General features: G+C 36.0%; 15 protein-coding genes, 4 tRNA genes and 3 rRNA genes (1 of these 22 only partly in view). 19 read left to right on the top strand and 3 right to left on the bottom strand.

Annotation, left to right across the window (positions count from 1 at the left end):
• The 4 genes from BCB69_RS01155 to BCB69_RS06395 all read left to right on the top strand — a co-directional run.
• A 23S ribosomal RNA gene (locus BCB69_RS01155) occupies window positions 1-2,201 on the top strand; it begins 726 nt to the left of the window's first position.
• A gap of 83 nt (window positions 2,202-2,284) precedes the next feature.
• Window positions 2,285-2,401: ribosomal RNA gene (gene rrf, locus BCB69_RS01160) — 5S ribosomal RNA — on the top strand.
• A gap of 4 nt (window positions 2,402-2,405) precedes the next feature.
• Window positions 2,406-2,522: ribosomal RNA gene (gene rrf, locus BCB69_RS01165) — 5S ribosomal RNA — on the top strand.
• A gap of 146 nt (window positions 2,523-2,668) precedes the next feature.
• Window positions 2,669-2,839, top strand: coding sequence for a hypothetical protein (locus BCB69_RS06395; RefSeq protein WP_159049959.1), 171 nt, complete (start codon window positions 2,669-2,671; stop codon window positions 2,837-2,839).
• Between the two features lie 267 nt (window positions 2,840-3,106).
• On the opposite strand, the gene BCB69_RS01175 is transcribed toward BCB69_RS06395, so the two are convergent.
• On the bottom strand, window positions 3,107-3,811 hold the full coding sequence (locus BCB69_RS01175) for a metallophosphoesterase (protein WP_069176763.1): 705 nt from the start codon (window positions 3,809-3,811) through the stop codon (window positions 3,107-3,109).
• Between the two features lie 3 nt (window positions 3,812-3,814).
• The gene (locus BCB69_RS01180) at window positions 3,815-4,573 is read right to left on the bottom strand and encodes a DUF4931 domain-containing protein (RefSeq protein ID WP_069176764.1); all 759 of its coding nucleotides are present in this window, start codon (window positions 4,571-4,573) and stop codon (window positions 3,815-3,817) included.
• Window positions 4,574-4,722: 149 nt separating this feature from the next.
• Between BCB69_RS01180 and BCB69_RS01185 the strand changes: the two genes are divergently transcribed.
• From BCB69_RS01185 to ftsY, 7 genes are all read left to right on the top strand, one after another.
• Window positions 4,723-5,523 (top strand): amino acid ABC transporter substrate-binding protein, encoded by an 801-nt coding sequence (locus tag BCB69_RS01185; RefSeq protein WP_022513143.1) that lies wholly within the window; start codon window positions 4,723-4,725, stop codon window positions 5,521-5,523.
• Between the two features lie 149 nt (window positions 5,524-5,672).
• On the top strand, window positions 5,673-6,329 hold the full coding sequence (locus tag BCB69_RS01190; protein ID WP_022513144.1) for an amino acid ABC transporter permease: 657 nt from the start codon (window positions 5,673-5,675) through the stop codon (window positions 6,327-6,329).
• Window positions 6,330-6,341: 12 nt separating this feature from the next.
• The gene (locus BCB69_RS01195; protein ID WP_022513145.1) at window positions 6,342-7,100 is read left to right on the top strand and encodes an amino acid ABC transporter ATP-binding protein; all 759 of its coding nucleotides are present in this window, start codon (window positions 6,342-6,344) and stop codon (window positions 7,098-7,100) included.
• Between the two features lie 214 nt (window positions 7,101-7,314).
• On the top strand, window positions 7,315-8,367 hold the full coding sequence (locus tag BCB69_RS01200; RefSeq protein ID WP_022513146.1) for an efflux RND transporter periplasmic adaptor subunit: 1,053 nt from the start codon (window positions 7,315-7,317) through the stop codon (window positions 8,365-8,367).
• Complete coding sequence (locus BCB69_RS01205; protein WP_022513147.1) at window positions 8,364-8,954, top strand: DNA-3-methyladenine glycosylase; 591 nt, start codon at window positions 8,364-8,366, stop codon at window positions 8,952-8,954. The genes BCB69_RS01200 and BCB69_RS01205 overlap by 4 nt, the downstream gene beginning before the upstream one ends.
• 238 nt (window positions 8,955-9,192) lie before the next feature.
• On the top strand, window positions 9,193-12,732 hold the full coding sequence (smc, locus tag BCB69_RS01210) for a chromosome segregation protein SMC (protein ID WP_069176766.1): 3,540 nt from the start codon (window positions 9,193-9,195) through the stop codon (window positions 12,730-12,732).
• The gene (gene ftsY, locus BCB69_RS01215; protein WP_069176767.1) at window positions 12,733-13,653 is read left to right on the top strand and encodes a signal recognition particle-docking protein FtsY; all 921 of its coding nucleotides are present in this window, start codon (window positions 12,733-12,735) and stop codon (window positions 13,651-13,653) included. It abuts the gene before it with no gap.
• A 91-nt stretch (window positions 13,654-13,744) separates the two neighbouring features.
• On the opposite strand, the gene BCB69_RS01220 is transcribed toward ftsY, so the two are convergent.
• Complete coding sequence (locus BCB69_RS01220; RefSeq protein WP_022513150.1) at window positions 13,745-14,623, bottom strand: LysR family transcriptional regulator; 879 nt, start codon at window positions 14,621-14,623, stop codon at window positions 13,745-13,747.
• A gap of 187 nt (window positions 14,624-14,810) precedes the next feature.
• On the opposite strand from BCB69_RS01220, the gene BCB69_RS01225 reads away from it, so the two are divergent.
• The 8 genes from BCB69_RS01225 to BCB69_RS01260 all read left to right on the top strand — a co-directional run bounded on the left by BCB69_RS01225 (window position 14,811) and on the right by BCB69_RS01260 (window position 18,791).
• Window positions 14,811-14,885, top strand: a tRNA-Asn gene (locus BCB69_RS01225).
• 2 nt (window positions 14,886-14,887) lie between these two features.
• A tRNA-Glu gene (locus tag BCB69_RS01230) sits at window positions 14,888-14,962 on the top strand.
• 1 nt (window position 14,963) lies between these two features.
• A tRNA-Val gene (locus tag BCB69_RS01235) sits at window positions 14,964-15,039 on the top strand.
• Window positions 15,040-15,164: 125 nt separating this feature from the next.
• Window positions 15,165-15,240, top strand: a tRNA-Val gene (locus tag BCB69_RS01240).
• A gap of 171 nt (window positions 15,241-15,411) precedes the next feature.
• Window positions 15,412-16,038, top strand: coding sequence for a DUF47 domain-containing protein (locus BCB69_RS01245; RefSeq protein ID WP_022513312.1), 627 nt, complete (start codon window positions 15,412-15,414; stop codon window positions 16,036-16,038).
• Window positions 16,031-17,020: an inorganic phosphate transporter gene (locus tag BCB69_RS01250; protein WP_069176768.1), complete on the top strand. Its 990-nt coding sequence runs from the start codon at window positions 16,031-16,033 to the stop codon at window positions 17,018-17,020. Before BCB69_RS01245 ends, BCB69_RS01250 begins: the two co-directional genes overlap by 8 nt.
• Before the next feature lie 137 nt (window positions 17,021-17,157).
• Window positions 17,158-18,012 carry a ribosome biogenesis GTPase YlqF gene (ylqF, locus tag BCB69_RS01255; protein WP_069176769.1) on the top strand — a complete coding sequence of 285 codons (855 nt, stop codon included), beginning with the start codon at window positions 17,158-17,160 and terminating at the stop codon, window positions 18,010-18,012.
• Window positions 18,012-18,791, top strand: a complete 780-nt coding sequence (locus BCB69_RS01260) for a ribonuclease HII (protein ID WP_069176770.1) — start codon at window positions 18,012-18,014, stop codon at window positions 18,789-18,791. Before ylqF ends, BCB69_RS01260 begins: the two co-directional genes overlap by 1 nt.
• Window positions 18,792-19,056 lie beyond the last annotated feature (265 nt).

Consider the following 19,056-nt stretch of genomic DNA (forward strand, 5'->3'; position numbering starts at 1 on the left):
CCATGTCCAGGTTGAAGCACAGGTAAAAATGTGTGGAGGACCGAACCTATATCTGTTGAAAAAGGTTAGGATGAGGTGTGGGTAGGGGTGAAATTCCAATCGAACGTGGAGATAGCTGGTTCTCCCCGAAATAGCTTTAGGGCTAGCCTCAAGTGGTGATTACAGGCGGTAGAGCACTGATCAGGAGCGGGACCTACCCGGTTACCAAACCCAGTCAAACTCCGAATGGCTGTAATCAAACTTGGGAGTCAGACTACGACTTATAAGGGCCGTGGTCAAGAGGGAAACAGCCCAGATCATCAGCTAAGGTCCCAAATGCCGTGCTAAGTGGCGAAGGATGTGGCGTTTCATAAACAACCAGGATGTTGGCTTAGAAGCAGCCATCATTTAAAGAGTGCGTAATAGCCCACTGGTCGAGAGACGCTGCGCCGAAGATGTCCGGGGCTCAAGCACGGAACCGAAGCTATGGCAGACGCAAGCCGTCTGGGTAGGGGAGCGTTCTTATTGGGGAGAAGCGATACCGGAAGGAGTCGTGGACTGATAAGAAGTGAGAATGCTGGTATGAGTATCGAAAAGAAAGGTGAGAATCCTTTCCACCGAAAGCCCGAGGGTTCCTGAGCAACGATCGTCGTCTCAGGGTAAGTCGGGACCTAAGCCGAGGCAAGAAGCATAGGCGATGGACAACAGGTTGAAATTCCTGTACCGGAAGAGTCTGATTGAGTGAAGGAGTGACGCAGAAGGGCACACAAGCATGCGAGTGGAAGAGCATGTCTAAGTGCGTAGCCTGTATGATAGGAAAAACCGTCATACGAGAAGGGTGAGACATGAAGGGGAGTTAAAGGAGACTTTAATGAACTTGTGAATCCCATGCTGCCAAGAAAAGCTTCTAGCGAGGACTCGTCCGCCCGTACCGTAAACCGACACAGGTAGGCGGGGAGAGAATCCTAAGGTGCGCGGGAAAACCCTCGTTAAGGAACTCGGCAAATTGCATCCGTAACTTCGGAAGAAGGATGGCCCTTGGTAGGCGAAGAGTCAAGCACTTGGAACCGAGAAGGGTGGCAGAAAAGAGGCCCAAGCAACTGTTTACCAAAAACACAGGTGCCTGCGAAAGCGAAAGCTGAAGTATAGGTGCTGACGCCTGCCCGGTGCTGGAAGGTTAAGGAGAGAGGTCAGCTAAGGCGAAGCTTTGAACTGAAGCCCCAGTGAACGGCGGCCGTAACTATAACGGTCCTAAGGTAGCGAAATTCCTTGTCGGGTAAGTTCCGACCCGCATGAAAGGCGTAATGATTTGGGCACTGTCTCAACGAGGGGCCCGGTGAAATTGAAATACCTGTGAAGATGCAGGTTACCCGCGACTGGACAGAAAGACCCCATGGAGCTTTACTGCAGCTTGAGATGGAATCTCGGAAGTAGATGCACAGGATAGGTGGGAGACAAAGAAGTATGTACTTAGGTATGTATGGAGTCGATGTTGGGATACCACCCTTCTAGTTCTGGGATTCTAACGCCAGGAGTAACGACCCTGCGGACAATCTCAGGTAGGCAGTTTGACTGGGGCGGTCGCCTCCGAAAGAGTAACGGAGGCGCCCAAAGGTTCCCTCAGGTCGGACAGAAACCGACCGACGAGTGCAAAGGCAGAAGGGAGCTTGACTGCGAGACCAACAAGTCGAGCAGAGACGAAAGTCGGGCTTAGTGATCCGGTGGTACTGTGTGGAAAGGCCATCGCTCAACGGATAAAAGCTACCCTGGGGATAACAGGCTAATCTCTCCCAAGAGTTCATATCGACGGGGAGGTTTGGCACCTCGATGTCGGCTCATCACATCCTGGGGCTGGAGTAGGTCCCAAGGGTTGGGCTGTTCGCCCATTAAAGTGGTACGCGAGCTGGGTTCAAAACGTCGTGAGACAGTTTGGTTCATATCCATCGCGGGCGTAAGAAGTTTGAGGGGGGCTGCTCCTAGTACGAGAGGACCGGAGTGGACGAATCAATGGTGTACCAGTTGTCACGCCAGTGGCATGGCTGGAAAGCCACATTCGGAAGGGATAAACGCTGAAAGCATCTAAGCGTGAAGCCCACCCCAAGATGAGACTTCTCATCAGAAATGAGTAAGATCCCTTATAGACTATGAGGTAGATAGGCCGCAAGTGGAAGAGCAGTGATGTTTGGAGCGATGCGGTACTAATAGATCGAGGTCTTAACTTAGAGAGAATCACAAAGCGCAGACAGTCTTGGAAGAGACTTCAGTGGTACTTCTATATAGTTTTGAAGGAATATCTTCAAAGAGAAACAGTGGCGATAGCTGTGAGGATACACCTGTACCCATGCCGAACACAGAAGTTAAGCTCACAAACGCCGAAAGTACTTGGCTGGAAGCGGCCCGGGAGGATAGGAAGCTGCTGATTAAGAAACAGTGATGATAGCTGTGAGGATACACCTGTACCCATGCCGAACACAGAAGTTAAGCTCACAAACGTCGAAAGTACTTGGCTGGAAGCGGCCCGGGAGGATAGAAAATCGCTGATTAAAAAAGAACACTCATAGGAGTGTTCTTTTTTATTGTCTATATACTTTTATAGGTACCTTGACTTATGAATGAGAGTACTTATATACTTAATTATAATAGGAAAATATTAAAATATGATTTTTATGTATGATAGGAGGAGTTATTTATGAAAAGAGATTCGTATATACTTCCATTTATTGCAGTAATATTATCTATTATTAACTTAATTCTAGTATTGTATCGATTACATTTAGAAATTCAAGAACGTGAAAGAAAGCAGTGCAATTTACTTGAGCGTGTAGCCGGATGTGTAGAAAAAATTAAGGCAAAAGTATAATATAAAAGATACCTACTTATAAGTAGGTATCTTTTATATTATACAGTTTTCTCACCAAAAGATGGATGTACTACAAGGTGGAGACTACGAGTTTCTATTAAGTAAACAGCTTGTTGCAGAGATATATCAAAGCGTTGATTTTTTTCTCATATACAGCCAGTGGGATAGAAGAATCCAGTTCACTTCCCGGGAGATAAATATATTCCTGTGTATGTGTGTCTCCATAGATAAAACCTGACAATAATTTACTTTCAGCTAGTTTGTAAATCATAAAGAAACCTCGCTTTGGACTAAAAATGGTTTAAAATCCAAGTAATCAGCAGATGTTAGGGAAAGCTTTACACCTAATAGTTCATCAGGTAAGTTTGTGAAATTAGCATGACCATGTATATGTCCGTATATGCATTTTTTTACTCCATATGATTTTATGATTTCTAACATATGTGTAGGGTTTCTCATTTCGTCAAATGGAGGGTAATGTAAAATCGCAATAATTTCTGAAGAAATCTTTTTTGCTTCTGCTAGACTTCTTTCCATTCGCCCTTCTTCGCGAAGGAGAATTTTTTTATCAGATTCAGTAAGTTTTTTTGAAGTCTCAGCAATCCAACCACGAGTGCCTGCTAATGCTATATTTCCAACCTTACAAGTAGAATTATGTATAAATTCAAATTCTCCATGTGTCATTTTTGTCATTTTTGTTACAGTGTCCCACCAGTAGTCATGGTTACCTCGCACAATAATTTTACGTCCCGGAAGAGTGCTTAACATATGCAAATCATCTAAAGCATCACTTAGATGTGTTGCCCAAGATAAATCACCTGCCATGATAACCGTATCTTCAGCTCTTATTGTATTTAACCAAGAAGTAATAATTTTTTCACGATGATTTTTCCAGTGGTCGCCAAATATATCCATAGGTTTAGTTGGCGGATTACCGGATAAATGAAAATCACTAAATGCATATAAATTCATGTATCAACCTCCAAAATAAGATATTATATTATTATAAATTGTATGCAAGTGTTTTTGTTTTAATATAGGTGTAATTTGATAGCCACGATATAAAGGACTTGTTTTATAATAAGGAGTTATTTTTGCGGTAATAAGATGATTAATTTGATAAAAGAATAAATTGTAGCTTGTGACCGGAATTATAAAATCTTTTTGTAAGTATTGTACTATCGTTTGAAGGGTATCGGCAAATTTTGAAATATGTCCATCCGGTTTTAATTGGATATTAAATTCTATAATACTTCCTATAGGATAATTAGAAATACATGCATTACAATCTCTATCTTCATAAAAACAGATACCTTCAAAGTTTTTTTTAGAAATGCATTCTTTGTAATCGATATCACATAATCCTATGATTTGTGAGTGAGGATGTGATAAGGATCCACCGGACTCCGGTCCTTCATTTCTAAAATAAATCGTAGATTTAAATTTTGGATTTTGTGAGATTTTAAGCCATCTGGAAATTCCGAAAGAGAATACTTCATGAAGCTTATCTTTTGTATAAGTAGCTAAGATATTATTATGATTTAGAGTTTCAATAATTACAGTGGGCCAAGTGTTACTTAATACAGGATATTTATTTATAAGCCAAATGAGGTCGTCTCTTTTTTCTAATATGTTAGTTAAATTATTAGGATTGCAAAATGGGCAGTCCTCTTTTTTATTAGTAAATGGCTTATTTTTATTTATATCTAAATCTAATTGTATTTGGGAAAACATGTGAATTACCTCAATAAATCTATTTTACACTATTATAATACAAGCATGTAAATAATAATTTATTTTAATTATTGACAAAAATAATTTTATACGTTATTATTATTTCACATTAACATTTTAATTAACTAAAGTAAATGGAGGATAATATTATGAACTGGAAAAAAGCAGTAGCATTAGGTATAGTAGCAGTAGGGGCGGTTTCTTTATTTACCGGTTGCGGAAATTCTACAAATAATAGTAATTCTTCAAGTAAACCGAATAAAATTATTGCCGGGTTAGATGACACTTTTGCTCCTATGGGGTATAGAGATGATAATGGACAAATCATAGGGTTTGATGTGGATATGGCACGTGCTATCGGAAAAGAAATTGGAGTTGAAATCGAGTTTAAACCTATTGATTGGGGTAGTAAAGAAACAGAGTTAAGTTCTGGACGTATTGATTGTATCTGGAATGGGCTTTCCATGACCCCGGAACGTAAAGAAAAAATGGACTTTACAAATCCATATATGAATAATGACCAAGTATATGTGGTTTTGAATGATTCTTCTTATCAATCTGCAGAAGATTTAAAAGGGAAGAATGTATGCGGACAGGAAGGCTCTACCGGTGAAGCAGCAATGAATGCAAATGAAGAGTTAAAAAATTCTTTTGCACAATTTAAGACATATCCTGAATTCACTTCTTGTTACATGGATTTAGATGCGGGGCGTATGGACGCTGTAGTTGTTGATAGTGTAATGGCAGATTATTATATGACTAAAGTTCCTAATAAGTATCGTGTATTACCGGGGAATGTAGCACGTGAACAATTCGGCGTAGCGGTAAAGAAAGGAAATGAAGAATTAGTTAAACTTTTAAATGATGGAATGAAAAAGGTTATTGACAGTGGAGAAGCTTCACAGATTAGTAACAAATGGTTTAAGAGAGATGCTATTGCGAAAGCTTAACCTTAGTCGAATATAAAAACAGCGCTTAAAAAGCGCTGTTTTTATGAGGAAATGATGTTTGACAAAGGGAAATGTCTATATTACCATAAAAAGTAATTATTTTTAAAAGAATCACAGTATTAATTATCAAATGTAAGAGAGGAATTTATATGACAGAATATATTATAAAAATCTTGCCGAGTATGATTAGTGGATTAGGTGTATCGGCAGAGATATTTTTCTTCACAATTATCTTGTCACTTCCTCTTGGTATATTATTAGCTTTAGTAAGAATTTCTCAAATAGGGGTTTTTAGAAAGTTGGCAGAGGCATATATTTATCTTATGCGTGGTACGCCGTTAATGCTGCAGATTTTGTTTATCTACTATGGACTTCCTTTAATTCCCGGATTAGAAATTCAGTTGGGTGATTTCTCATCGGCAATTATTGCTTTTGTTGCTAATTATGCAGCTTATTTTGCAGAGATTTTTCGTGGGGGAATTCAATCTATTAATAGAGGGCAATATGAAGGATCTAAGGTTCTTGGTTTTACATATAAGCAAACGATGTGGTATATAGTACTTCCTCAAGTTATTAAGCGAGTATTACCTCCTTTAGGAAATGAAACTATTACTTTACTCAAGGATACCTCTTTAGTATATATCCTAGCGATGAATGATTTAATGCGAGTAACACGTTCGTTGGTACAACGAGACGTAGACACTACTCCATTTTTAGTGGCAGCTGTTTTTTATTTAATATGTACTTTTGTTTTAACACGTATGTTGAATTATATGGAAAAGCGTTATGCTGTATATGAAGAATAAGGAGAGGACAACATGGCTTTTATCGAAATGAGAAATATCGTAAAAGAATTTGGCTCTATTCAAGTTCTTCGTGGGGTAGATTTATCTTTAGAAAAAGGACAGGTTATGTCCATTATTGGACCTTCCGGAGCAGGGAAGAGTACATTTTTACGTTGTTTAAACCATTTGGAAACTATTCAACGGGGAAGTATATGCGTAAATGGAAGGTATATTGCTAAAGAAGAAAAGGGAAAAACAGTATATTCTTCCGAACAGGAGATTCGAGATATTTGTTTTACAATGGGAATGGTATTTCAATCTTTTAATTTATTTCCGCACATGACCGTTTTAGAAAATATAATGGCAGCTCCTATTTATGTAAAGAAAATAGGCAAAGAAGAAATTTATCCTAAAGCTAAAGCATTGTTAGAGAAAGTAGGATTATGGGAGAAAAGAACTGTTTATCCGGGAAGTCTTTCGGGGGGGCAAAAACAACGTGTAGCTATTGCTAGAGCGTTGGCTATGAATCCTGAAATTTTGCTTTTTGATGAACCTACTTCCGCTCTAGATCCGGAACTTACCGGAGAGGTACTAAAAACTATTAAACAATTAGCTGATGAAGATATGACCATGATTATTGTGACCCATGAAATGGCTTTTGCAAAGTTTGTATCAGATAAAGTGGTATTTATGGTAGATGGAAAAATTGAAGAAGAAGGAACGAGTGAACAGATTTTTGAAAATCCGAAAAGTGAAAGAACAAAAGCTTTTTTAAATCACACACTTACTTAATGTAAAAGATAACGTAAATATAATACGTTATCTTTTTATATAGACGATCGATTCTATTGTTAAAATACAATGAAAATGATTTCCACAAATATAGGCTGAATTTTGATGGGAATCATTGTGCTATACTAGTTTTTGAGGATTTAAATTGTTTTATGAGTAGCATTGATAAACAGTAGAAGATAAAAGTTGAAAATTCTGTAGAGGATATGATAAAATGCATGTTTTTTTTAGAAGTATATGGTATTTACTATTGGTAATATCGGTAATTACCGTTTCAGGGTGTGGAAAGCCTTCTGTTGCAGTGATGACAGCATCTTTGTCACAAGTTCCCTTATCTATTGATGAAGATATAACTTTGGAGGCAGTACATTCTGCATCTGTAATTCCTATGGTATCGGGTACTATCATTTCTGAGATTCCTTCAGTGGGAACATCGGTAAAAACCGGGCAAATTTTGTTTCAAGTAGATACCTTAAGTTATGAAGAACAAGCTACTAATTTACGTGCAAAAATTGCACAAAGTTACACTGTAAAAGTTCCGGCAGAATTGCCTATAGACAATAGCCTAGAAGCTTCTTTACTTAAACAAGGCATTATTACAAGAGCGGAATACAATAGAATTCAAGGACGTAAAACAGTAGAATCAAATGTTAATATACCTGATGGTTTATCAGAATCTTTACAAGCTATTGAAAAAGCCATTTTAGATTGTAGTGTGCGAGCACCGATTGACGGTGTAGTATCTGCTGTATATATAGGAACACAAAAGAATGCTACTGCAGGACGACCTGCTTTAGCTATACAACAGGAAACATTGCTATCTACTATAATAGAATTACCAAGTCATATTGATAGTGTTGTTGAAATGGCAAAAGCACAAAAAACATTAACAGTTAGTATATCAGATGGTAAAAATGTTTGGTATGCAGAGCTTACCAAACAAAATAAAAATGGGGAGAATGGATATAGTTACTATAAGATTCAGGTTGATAATCCCAATAAAGAGATTAAAGTTGGACAATCTTATAAACTTCATATAGAAACGGGACAAACAGCTTCTTGTTATGTAATACCTACAAAATCTATTTTAAAAAACAATCAAATTGCTGTTGTTACTGCAGAACATTTAATTGATATGCGAACAGTAGTTATTGCAAGTACCATAGGGGATAATACACTTTTGCTTGATGGGGTTAAAGAAGGGGAACAAATTGTTATAAGTCCCACTAAGGAACTACAGATAGGAACGGCGGTTACTATACGATGAGATGGGAAAGAAAAAATTATTTATCTAGTGCCGTTGAAACAGCTTATAATTTGATTGGTGCTGTTCTGGTGCATGAAACATCGGAAGGAATTATTAAAGGTAAAATTACAGAATGTGAAGCTTATGGAGGTTTTTATCAAGGGAAACCGGATGATGGAGCACATTCATTTAAAGGGAAAACATCTCGTACACAAATTTTGTTTGAAGAAGGTGGACATGCTTATATATATTTAATTTATGGAATGTATTTATGTATGAATATCGTTTGCGATATTAAAGGTCAACCCGGTGGAGTACTTTTACGTGCACTTGAGCCGGTACAAGGAATAGACGTTATGCAGAAAAATCGTCCTAAAGCTAGAGGAAAATTACTTACTTGTGGTCCGGGGCGTCTTTCTATGGCGATGGGAATAGAACGTTCTATGTATGGAATGGATTTAGTTTCCGGCAATTTGTATATAGAATCAGGAAATGAGCAGTTGATACAAGTAGAATCATCAAAGCGAATAAATATCGAGTATGCTACTTATGGTAAGCATTTTCCGTGGAGATTTACTTTAAAAGGAAGTTCTTGGATTTCAAAATAAAATATGAAGTGAAAATCCAGTGAAAATACGCATAAATTTGCAACAGTTTTACAGTATCATTTTCAATTGATGTTTTAGATATTCTTGATTTTGAAAATGTAGATAATATTATATTAATGGAATAGATTTTTACATAGAAAAAGAAACTATATTATAGAATCTTTTTCTATTTTATTTTGGAATATTCATCTACTAAAAATGGTATAATTAATAGTTAAGAATACATTAAGGAGTATCCATGAAACTATTAAAACTTATATTGCAAGGCTTTAAGTCTTTTGCCGATAAAACAACAATTGAATTTGCAGATGGAATGACTGTTATTGTGGGTCCTAATGGTTGCGGAAAGAGTAATATATCTGATGCAGTGAGATGGGTATTAGGTGAGCAAAATGTAAGAAATATTCGAGGTCAAAAAGCAGAAGATGTTATTTTTTCCGGTTCTGAAGTAAGAAGCCAGAAGAATGCAGCAACTGTGACTTTAGTATTTGATAACTCTAATAATGAATTACCCCTTGATACAGCGGAAGTTTCGATTGCACGAAAAGTATATCGAGATGGAGAAAGTGAATTTTTTATTAATAAAAGGTCTTGTAGACTGAAAGATATTCAAGAGTTATTAGCTAATACCGGATTAGGCAAAGGTTCGATGGTTATTATTGGACAAAATCGTGTAGATAGTATTTTGTCTGCAAAACCGGAAGAACGACGTATTATTTTTGAAGAAGTTGCCGGAATTAATAAATATAAGATGCGAAAAGTTGATGGTCTTCGTAAGCTCGAAAAAGCTTCTATTAATACGGAACGTGTTCTTGATTTAAAAGCTATTATAGAAGAACAAATGGAGCCCTTAAGTAAAGAGGCAGAAAAATCAATAAAGTGGGAGAATCTCCAAGCAGAAAAACGTACGTATCAGGTAACAGCATCTTTATTAAAATTGACTTCTGCCAGAAGAATGATGGCTAAGTACGAAAATGATTGTATTCGTTTACAGTCACAAAATGAAGAATATACAGGTGTGTTGGATTCTATTAGCGAAAAACAAAAACAGCTTTCTAAGGAAACTTCGACACATCAAGAAGTAATGAATGCAATGGCGCATCAATTAGCAGATGAAAAAGCAAAATTAGAACAATTACGTGGTGATTATCGTGTAAAAGAAGAAAATTTAAAACATAATAAACAAGAGTTAGCTCGTTTGTTAGAAGCGTATGAAGATGAGATAGAAGCAGGGCAAGAACTTGTGGAGGATTATGATTCTGTAACTCAAGAATTGAAGCAAGAAGAAGTGATTTTAAAAGAGTTACAAGGGCAGGTAGCAGATAAACAGGCTCAAAAAATACAAATGAGTAAAGAATTAGCACAAGCACAAGCTGCCTATGCTACTTTATTACAAACTTCACAAACTGTTTTGGTTAAAAAAAATCAACTTTTACAAGATAAAAAGTACAAAACTATAGAATTAGAAAAACTTTTGCAAGAAGAAAATAAGTTAAAAGAGGCTATAGAAAGGAATAACGTTCATTTGGTAAAGCTGGATGAACAGATTGAGATATTAAAAGAGCAATATAGAGTTAAGAGTTCCATTTTTGAGGAGTTCAAAAAACAAAGTGATTATAAAGAATCTCAATATAAAGAGGCAGAAGAGAAAAGATATCAATTGCTTCGTGATTATGATGCAGCTTGTGCAGAAATGCGACAAATGCATACACGTAGATTAGATTTAAAACGTCAAGATGAAGAGTATGCAAGTTTTTCGTATACTACGAAGAAGATTTTGCAGTCCGAAGAGTTGTGGAAAGAACGAATTATCGGACCCATAGGTGAATTAGTTCAAGTTCCCGAAAAGTATACAGTTGCAGCGGAAGTGGCGATGGGAAATATTGTTTCTCATTTGGTAGTGGATACTGCTATAACTGCACAAAAAATTGTTGAATGGTTAAAGCACAAGAATGCGGGGCGTACTACTTTTTATCCGCTTGATTCTATGCATTCACATAAAATTCCTGAGCTTGAGAAGGTCATAAAAGAAAATGGAATTTGTGGAGTAATGGCAGATTTGTTACCACATGAATCTTCTGTGGAAGAATTATTACAATCACTGTTAGGCAGAGTTCTTGTTGCTGACTCTTTAGCTGTTGCAAGGAAAGTAGCACATAAATTTAAATATCGTTTTCGTATAGTTACATTAGATGGGCAAGTAGTGAATGCGGGTGGTTCCATGACAGGTGGTTCTTTGCGTAAAAAAGAAACGACCTATTTTGGACGTAAAGCGGAAATTGTATCTTTGCAAAAAAAAGAAAAAGAATTACAAGTAGCTGTTGAAGTATTATCTAGAAAGAAAAAAGAACAGGATTCTCTTTGTGCCGATTTGTCGGAACAAGTTACACAAGATAGAGAACAAATGCAGACTTGTTTCGTGGATGTGGCTACTTTACGTGAGCGTATGGGACGTTTGCATAATGAATTAGAGCATAAAAAACAAGAGCAGATAAATATAAAAGATACTTATACAAAACTTTTTTATGAGCTAGAGCAGGTGAGAATAGCATTAGTGGAAGTTGATAAGCAATTAACAGGACTAACAAAAGTAGAGGTTCCCGAACAAGATCTAAAGAGTATTGAAAAGCAAAAAATAATTAATAAAATTGAGGAAGAACTTACTGGTTTACATATTTTAGCAGCGAAAAGTGAAGGTTTAATTCATGAAAGGCAAAAAGAATTACAGCGATTAAAGGAAAAATCAAATTTTTCGCAAAATACAGCTACACAATTAACAACTATTATTAAAAAGAAAAAACATGAAATAGAGCAAATTGCCACTCTCTTAGTTACTATGAATAAACAGTGCGAATCTGCAGAACAAGCATGGAAAAAGATAGAGAAAGATAGAACTACCATGGAAGCACTTTCAGGAGATTTTTTGGAAAAACAAACACTTCTTGAAAATGAATGGAAATCTGTGCAAACACAGCTGACTTCCATTCAAAGTAAACTTATGGGGATTGATGCTCGTTTAGAAATGTTCCGTAATGAAGAAAATAAAGAGTTGGAACAGCTTATGAGCATGGGTCTTACTGAAAGAACGGCAGAACCACTTCGCATGAAAGGTACTATATCTGAAATTCAGAAAAAAATATCTTTAATAGATGATAAGATTACAGTATTAGGTGCTGTAAATCCGAATGGTGTTACAGAGTATGAAACACAAAAAGAAAAGCTTGATTTTTATAATGGACAACTAGAAGATTTGAGAAAAGCACAAGTTGGGTTACAAAAAGTAGTGAAAGAAATTGATGACGCCATGTCTACACAATTTCTTGAGGCTTTTGAGAAGATTAATGTAGAGTTTGGACGTACTATGAAAGTCATGTTCCGTGGAGGGAAAGGACACCTGGAACTTACTGACAAAGAAAACCCTTTAAATTCCGGCGTTGAATTATATTTACAACTTCCTGGGAAGAGAACTCAGGCTTTAACGCTAATGAGTGGTGGGGAAAGAGCGCTTACTGTTTGTGCTTTATTATTATCGTTTATGGCTTATAATCCTGCTCCTTTTTGTTTCTTGGATGAAATCGATGCCGCACTTGATGATGCAAATGTGGAGCGTTATGGTAGACTTATCAATGATTATAAAGGTAGGACACAATTTATTATTATTTCTCATAGAAAAAAGACAATGGAGTTTGCAGATACGTTACAAGGTGTAACTATGGCAGAAAAAGGAGTATCTTCTTTAATTACTGTTCGTGTAGGAGATTATATTCAGGAGGAGTAAATGGGATTTTTTGATAAAATAAAAAAGGGATTATCTAGAACCAAGAAAAATCTTGTTCAAAATATTGAATCAGTTATAACAGGGCGTCCTCATTTAGATGAAGAGTTTTTAGATGATTTAGAGGGAGTATTACTTAGTGGTGATTTAGGATTTTCTACTACAGAAAAAGTCATGAAACAAATAAGAACAGGTATGTATATCGGTAAAGTACAATCGGCAGAAGATGTGCTTCCCTATATGAAATCTGTTTTAGTAGAAATGTTAAAGATATCTCAAGAGAATCAAATAGAAGTATATAATCCGGAAGTAATTTTAGTGGTAGGGGTTAATGGTGTTGGAAAAACTACTACTATTGGAAAGTTAGCCGGTTATTACAGTAGACAAGGGAAGAAAGTGTTGTTGGCAGCAGCTGATACTTTTCGTGCAGCAGCATCAGAACAATTAACTGTGTGGGCAGAACGTACTGGTGCGGATATTGTTAAGCATGCAGAAGGTGCTGACCCTGCAGCAGTAGCTTATGATGCCGTTTCGGCAGCGGTAGCAAGAGGTGCAGATGTTGTAATTGTTGATACGGCAGGACGTTTGCAGACTAAGATTAATCTTATGGAAGAACTTAGGAAAATTAGTCGTGTTATAAAAAAAATCATTCCGGATGCACCACATCAAACTTTATTAGTTTTAGATGCGACTACCGGTCAAAATGCAATCAGTCAAGCTAAGAAATTTGGAGAAGTTGTACCGATTACAGGTGTTGCTCTTACTAAATTAGATGGGACGGCTAAAGGGGGAGTAATCTTTTCTGTAAGAGAAGAATTGCATGTACCTGTTACTTGGATAGGTGTAGGAGAAAGTGAAGATGATTTACAGCCGTTTAACGCTACAGAATTTGTAGAAGCATTATTTGAATCTGCCGATGGCTAATCATTTCCTACTATGATTTATTTATTTGTTTTTTCATAAGAAAAAGAGAGTAAATAAATTTATTTACTCTCTTTTTCTTATGAAATTATCCTTATATAGGAGAATCTACATGAAAATAATCTTTGATAAAGCTAATAAAAGCCGAGATTGTACCAGAACCTAACATAGCAGACTTGCATATAAGTTTGGTGGTACGGGTTAGTGGTATGCCCTCTTTATCATAGAGTTTCTTTGTATATAACCCCAACTTACATTTTTTCATCATATCTTCTGTGATAATAGAGTATCCTAAACCTGCATTTATAATTTCAACAGCTGTTAAGCAATCATTAACATCTAGGACAAAAGGTGGATCATCTATTCCGTTTTGTTTCCACCATTGTATACGAACTTCTTCCAAGGTAGGATCAGAATTATAACGAACAGCAGGTTGTAATGCTAAAGAATCTATAGTAATAGGTATAGTAGAAATGAGATATATAGGTTGATTTTCTAAAATAATTTCAAAATCTTGCCATTGGTGTGGTCCACGAATAATAGCTAACTGAATTTCCTCTTTTTTTATAGACTTTATTAGATTATCACTGATGTTATTTGTTAATGAAATGTCAATACCATTATACTTATTTATAAAACCCTTAAGAATTCCCGGGATATGAGACTGGATAAAGGATTGAATCGCACCAATTCGTAATACTCCGGAGATATCGCTAGGATCATTTGTAACAAAATTTTTCATATCCTGATATTGTTGAAGCTCTTTTTCAGCATAGCTATATAATCTATTACCGGCATCAGTAAAATGAACGCCTTTATTGGTTCTAATAAAGAGTGGAATACCAATTTCTTTTTCCATTTGACCTAAACGATAGGTAAGCGAAGGTTGCGTCATAAAAAGACGTTTAGCTACTTTGTTTATACTTTTTTCTTCCTTAAGATATATAAGGATTTTCCAGTCAGTATTATTCATACGATAACTCCTTGGGAATAGATAAAGTATTCTTTCATATAGGATATCATAATTATATATCATTTATAAAGATAGCTATATAAAAAATTATAATTTTAATGAATATATGTAAAAAATAAATTTGCGTAAAAACAAAATAAGGTATTGCAAAAATTAGAAATAACATATATAATGAACTACGTTATATTCCTGAATAGCTCAGTGGTAGAGCAATCGGCTGTTAACCGATCGGTCGTAGGTTCGAGCCCTACTTCAGGAGCCAATGGCCCGTTCGTCAAGTGGTTAAGACACCGCCCTTTCACGGCGGGTTCACGAGTTCGAATCTCGTACGGGTCACCATGGGCGATTAGCTCAGCTGGGAGAGCGCTTGCCTTACAAGCAAGATGTCAGCAGTTCGAACCTGTTATCGCCCACCAGAAAAAGCAATCCGTTAAGGGTTGCTTTTTTATTTAAAATAAATACTGGAAAATAAAAAGCAACTATGTCAATAAACATTGAAATTTATAGCATATCGTTATATAATAAAATACAGTAAATATAAGGGCGATTAGCTCAGCTGGGAGAGCGCTTGCCTTACAAGCAAGATGTCAGCAGTTCGAACCTGTTATCGCCCACCAATAAAAAGGCAATCCTTGTGGGTTGCTTTTTTACATAATGTAAATCTTTCTATATAAGAAAGTAATAGAGATTTCAAAAGCTTTTCCAATAATTGACATAAAATTTACAATGCTATAATAAAATAAATATGGTTATATATGGTTCATGTTTTTACCTTAGGAGGAATATGCATGTTCAGTCTGGTCAATAAGCATGAGGAATTTTTTGATTACCTTGTCTTAAATGCCCAAAATTTCCACAAAAGTGTATTACTGGCAAAAGAAGTTTTACAAGATATTTCGACATTGGAGCGAAATGGGAGAGAAGCAACTAAGTTGGAACATGCGGGCAATAAGATTACGATTGATATCGTAGCACGCATGAAAAAGGTATTTATTACACCGATTGATAGAGAAGATTTTTATTTATTGACAAGACGTCTAGATGATTGCCTTGATGATGTTAAGGATGTAGTATTAAGTCTTAGGATTTATCATGCAAGTGCTTCTTGGGATGAGCCTATAAAAGTTGTAGAAATTTTAGAAAAAATGGCAGTGCAATTAGTAGAAGTTATGAGACTGCTTAAAGATATTGATAAAAACGAAAAGGAAATAGCACAGTGTACGAGAGTCATTAATCAATTAGAAAGTGAAGCAGATGTTATTTATCGAGGGGCGATATCTGAGCTGTTTGACGGTACACATGAAATCATTGATATTATTCGTTGGAAAGAGATTATGGAAGGTTTGGAGACTACAGCAAATCAAGTGGAAAATGTAGGGAACTTGATTAAGGAAGTAGTAATGAAATATGCCTGATTTTTATCTAATAATTATATTGATAGCATTAGCTCTAGCTTTTGATTTTATTAATGGATTTCATGATACAGCTAATGCAGTAGCAACTTGTATTGCTACACGTGCTATTTCTCCACAAGCAGCTATTATGATGTCTGCTATTTGTAATTTCTTTGGAGCAATGGTTTCTACCGGTGTAGCCAAAACTATTGGTGGAGATATTGTTACTTCGCCATCAATGGTAGATTCTGTAGTGCTTATATCTGCTTTGTTTGGAGCTATTTTTTGGAATTTGCTTACATGGAAATTTGGGCTTCCATCTAGTTCTTCTCATGCTCTGATTGGCGGAGTATGTGGTGCAGTTATGATATCATATGGTATTGGTGCGCTGAATATGAGTGGGTTTTTAACCATTTTTATTGGATTAATATGTTCTCCTATTATAGCCATGTTGGGAGGATATATATTAATGACACTTTTTTATATGATTCTTAGAAATTATGGAAAAGGGCAAGTTAATAACATATCAAAACGTATCCAGATTATATCAGCAGCATTAATGTCATTTTCTCATGGTTCCAATGATGCTCAAAAATCTATGGGTATAATTACTCTTGCACTATTATCCGGCGGTTACATAGGTGCATTGGAAGTTCCTTTTTGGGTAAAATTTGTTTGTGCATTGGCAATGAGTCTAGGTACTAGTGTGGGTGGATGGAGTATTATTCGTACAGTAGGTAATAAGATATTTAAAATGCAACCGATAAATGGGTTGGCAGCAGATTTAAATTCTGCAGCAACTATTTTCTCGGCTACTTTACTACATCTTCCTGTTTCAACTACGCATGTAGTTACCGGATCTATTATGGGAGTTGGCTCTGCAAAAAGATTTCGTGCAGTTCATTGGAGTGTCGCTTATCAAATGGTGTTTGCCTGGGTAATGACTATTCCTTGTACAGCTGCGGTCAGTGCTATTGTATATCTTATTTTCTACCATATTTAATTACATAATAAAGGAAAAGAATTGTACTTTATTTATTAAAGTGCAATTCTTTTTTTATTAAAGAGAACTTCAACTCATGTTTAAAGTAAAATTATGATATCATGAAGTAAATTGATAATAAAAAGATAGGAGAATTTATGCTTATACAATGGTTTCCTGGCCATATGGCTAAAACGAAAAGATTAATAATAGAACATTTAAAAGCTGTAGATGTAGCTTTAGAATTATTAGATGCACGTATTCCGCTATCCAGTGCTAATCCTATGGTAGAAGAATTAATTCAAGGGAAAAATCACCTTGTCATATTAAATAAAGCAGATTTAGCAGATTCTAATATTACACAAGCTTGGGTTTCTTATTATAAGCAAAAAGGTGTTCGAGCTATTCCTGTTAGTAGTACAAGTAATAAAGATCGAAAAAAGTTGTTATCTGCTATTAAAGAAACGGCGGCTCCTTCTATTGCTAAGTGGGAGCGTAGAGGTGTAAAAAATCGTTCAGCACGCATTATGATATTGGGAATTCCTAATGTTGGAAAGTCAACACTCATTAACCGGCTAGCTAAAACTGCAGCAACGCGTACTGCTAATACACCGGGACATACTCGAGGTAAACAGTGGGTACGCTTAGCAGAAGGGTTAGATTTATTGGATACACCCGGAGTTTTATGGCCTAAATTTGAAGATCAAGTAGCTGCGATGCGCCTTGCTGCTACGGGAGCTATTGCAGGGGAGATATTTGACTCTTTTGAAGTAGTGTCTTTCTTATTGAAAGATTTAGCTGTTTGTGCACCGGATATTTTAAATGAAAAATATGGAATTCAGGATATGCAAGCAGACCCTTTGTTAATGGTTGAGCAGATAGGGCGAAGACGGGGAAGTTTACTTTCTGGTGGAGTAGTAGATACGGTACGTGCACAACAAGCAGTGCTTAGTGATTTTCGTAGTGGAAAACTAGGAACAATTACACTGGATGGGATACCGGAGGCAGAATAATGACTATTGCAGAAATTAAAGAAATACTTGCACAAGAAGAAATTTCTGAGTCAACAATGAACCTTATTTTGCAAGATGAGAGAAAAGGTGTGCAAAAATTGGTGGTCTCCTATATGAAACGCATCGAGAGGGATACCCAAGAACGGCTTCGCCTAGAATCTATGTATGAAACGGAAAGTGTTTTTTATAAAAAAGGAATCTCGTTGGTTGCAGGGATTGATGAAGTGGGGCGAGGACCTTTAGCAGGACCGGTTACAGTAGCTGCAGTAATTCTTAAGCCACATGCTTTTTTTCCTGGTCTAAATGATTCTAAAAAGGTAAAGCCTTCACATAGAGTTAAATTGGCAGAAATAATTAAACAACAAGCGATTGCTTATTCGATAGTTAGCGTTTTTCCTGAAGAAATCGATTCTTTAAATATTTATGGAGCTACGTTAACTGCGATGTACCAAGCCGTTAAAGAATTACAAGTAAAAGCAGAGGCTGTTATTGTAGATGCTATGCCGTTACATTTATCCATTCCGGTGGAATCACTTATTCATGGAGATGAAAAAAGTGCATCTGTTGCTGCAGCATCTATTATTGCAAAGGTGCATAGAGATCAGCTTATGGATGTATATGACAAAAAATATCCGGGATATGGGTTTAAAAATAATAAAGGGTACGGAACTAAAGAACATTTAGAAGGTTTATATAGGTTGGGGATTACACCTATTCATAGAAAAAGTTTTGAACCGGTAAAGAGTATTATAACCGGTAAAGAGTATTATAATAAATAAAGTAAAAAAACCTCCTCGTAAAAAGAGGAGGTTTTTATTTATGGGATTGTTAGCTGGATATCTGAAACATATCATCAATTTATAAACTGTATAGTTAAATACGGATTAGAATTGAAAAGCAATCTTACATCATATAATTGATTAAAATATAAGAAATTACAATTATATTTGAACAACGGTACATTTAACTATATGCATAAAATCTGCATAAGTTAGTGTTTTTATAATTTTAAATTGACCAAAAATCTAAAAATGTGTATTATAA

The organism is Dialister pneumosintes, assembly GCF_001717505.1.
GTDB classification, from domain to species: Bacteria; Bacillota; Negativicutes; order Veillonellales; family Dialisteraceae; genus Allisonella; species Allisonella pneumosinta.

Excerpts from the sequence above, each read along its gene's own strand:
- BCB69_RS06395 (WP_159049959.1), top strand. The coding sequence starts at position 2,669 with ATGAAAAGAGATTCGTATATACTTCCATTTATTGCAGTAATATTATCT.
- BCB69_RS01175 (WP_069176763.1), bottom strand. The coding sequence starts at position 3,811 with ATGAATTTATATGCATTTAGTGATTTTCATTTATCCGGTAATCCGCCA.
- BCB69_RS01180 (WP_069176764.1), bottom strand. The coding sequence starts at position 4,573 with ATGTTTTCCCAAATACAATTAGATTTAGATATAAATAAAAATAAGCCA.
- BCB69_RS01185 (WP_022513143.1), top strand. The coding sequence starts at position 4,723 with ATGAACTGGAAAAAAGCAGTAGCATTAGGTATAGTAGCAGTAGGGGCG.
- BCB69_RS01190 (WP_022513144.1), top strand. The coding sequence starts at position 5,673 with ATGACAGAATATATTATAAAAATCTTGCCGAGTATGATTAGTGGATTA.
- BCB69_RS01195 (WP_022513145.1), top strand. The coding sequence starts at position 6,342 with ATGGCTTTTATCGAAATGAGAAATATCGTAAAAGAATTTGGCTCTATT.
- BCB69_RS01200 (WP_022513146.1), top strand. The coding sequence starts at position 7,315 with ATGCATGTTTTTTTTAGAAGTATATGGTATTTACTATTGGTAATATCG.
- BCB69_RS01205 (WP_022513147.1), top strand. The coding sequence starts at position 8,364 with ATGAGATGGGAAAGAAAAAATTATTTATCTAGTGCCGTTGAAACAGCT.
- smc (WP_069176766.1), top strand. The coding sequence starts at position 9,193 with ATGAAACTATTAAAACTTATATTGCAAGGCTTTAAGTCTTTTGCCGAT.
- ftsY (WP_069176767.1), top strand. The coding sequence starts at position 12,733 with ATGGGATTTTTTGATAAAATAAAAAAGGGATTATCTAGAACCAAGAAA.
- BCB69_RS01220 (WP_022513150.1), bottom strand. The coding sequence starts at position 14,623 with ATGAATAATACTGACTGGAAAATCCTTATATATCTTAAGGAAGAAAAA.
- BCB69_RS01245 (WP_022513312.1), top strand. The coding sequence starts at position 15,412 with ATGTTCAGTCTGGTCAATAAGCATGAGGAATTTTTTGATTACCTTGTC.
- BCB69_RS01250 (WP_069176768.1), top strand. The coding sequence starts at position 16,031 with ATGCCTGATTTTTATCTAATAATTATATTGATAGCATTAGCTCTAGCT.
- ylqF (WP_069176769.1), top strand. The coding sequence starts at position 17,158 with ATGCTTATACAATGGTTTCCTGGCCATATGGCTAAAACGAAAAGATTA.
- BCB69_RS01260 (WP_069176770.1), top strand. The coding sequence starts at position 18,012 with ATGACTATTGCAGAAATTAAAGAAATACTTGCACAAGAAGAAATTTCT.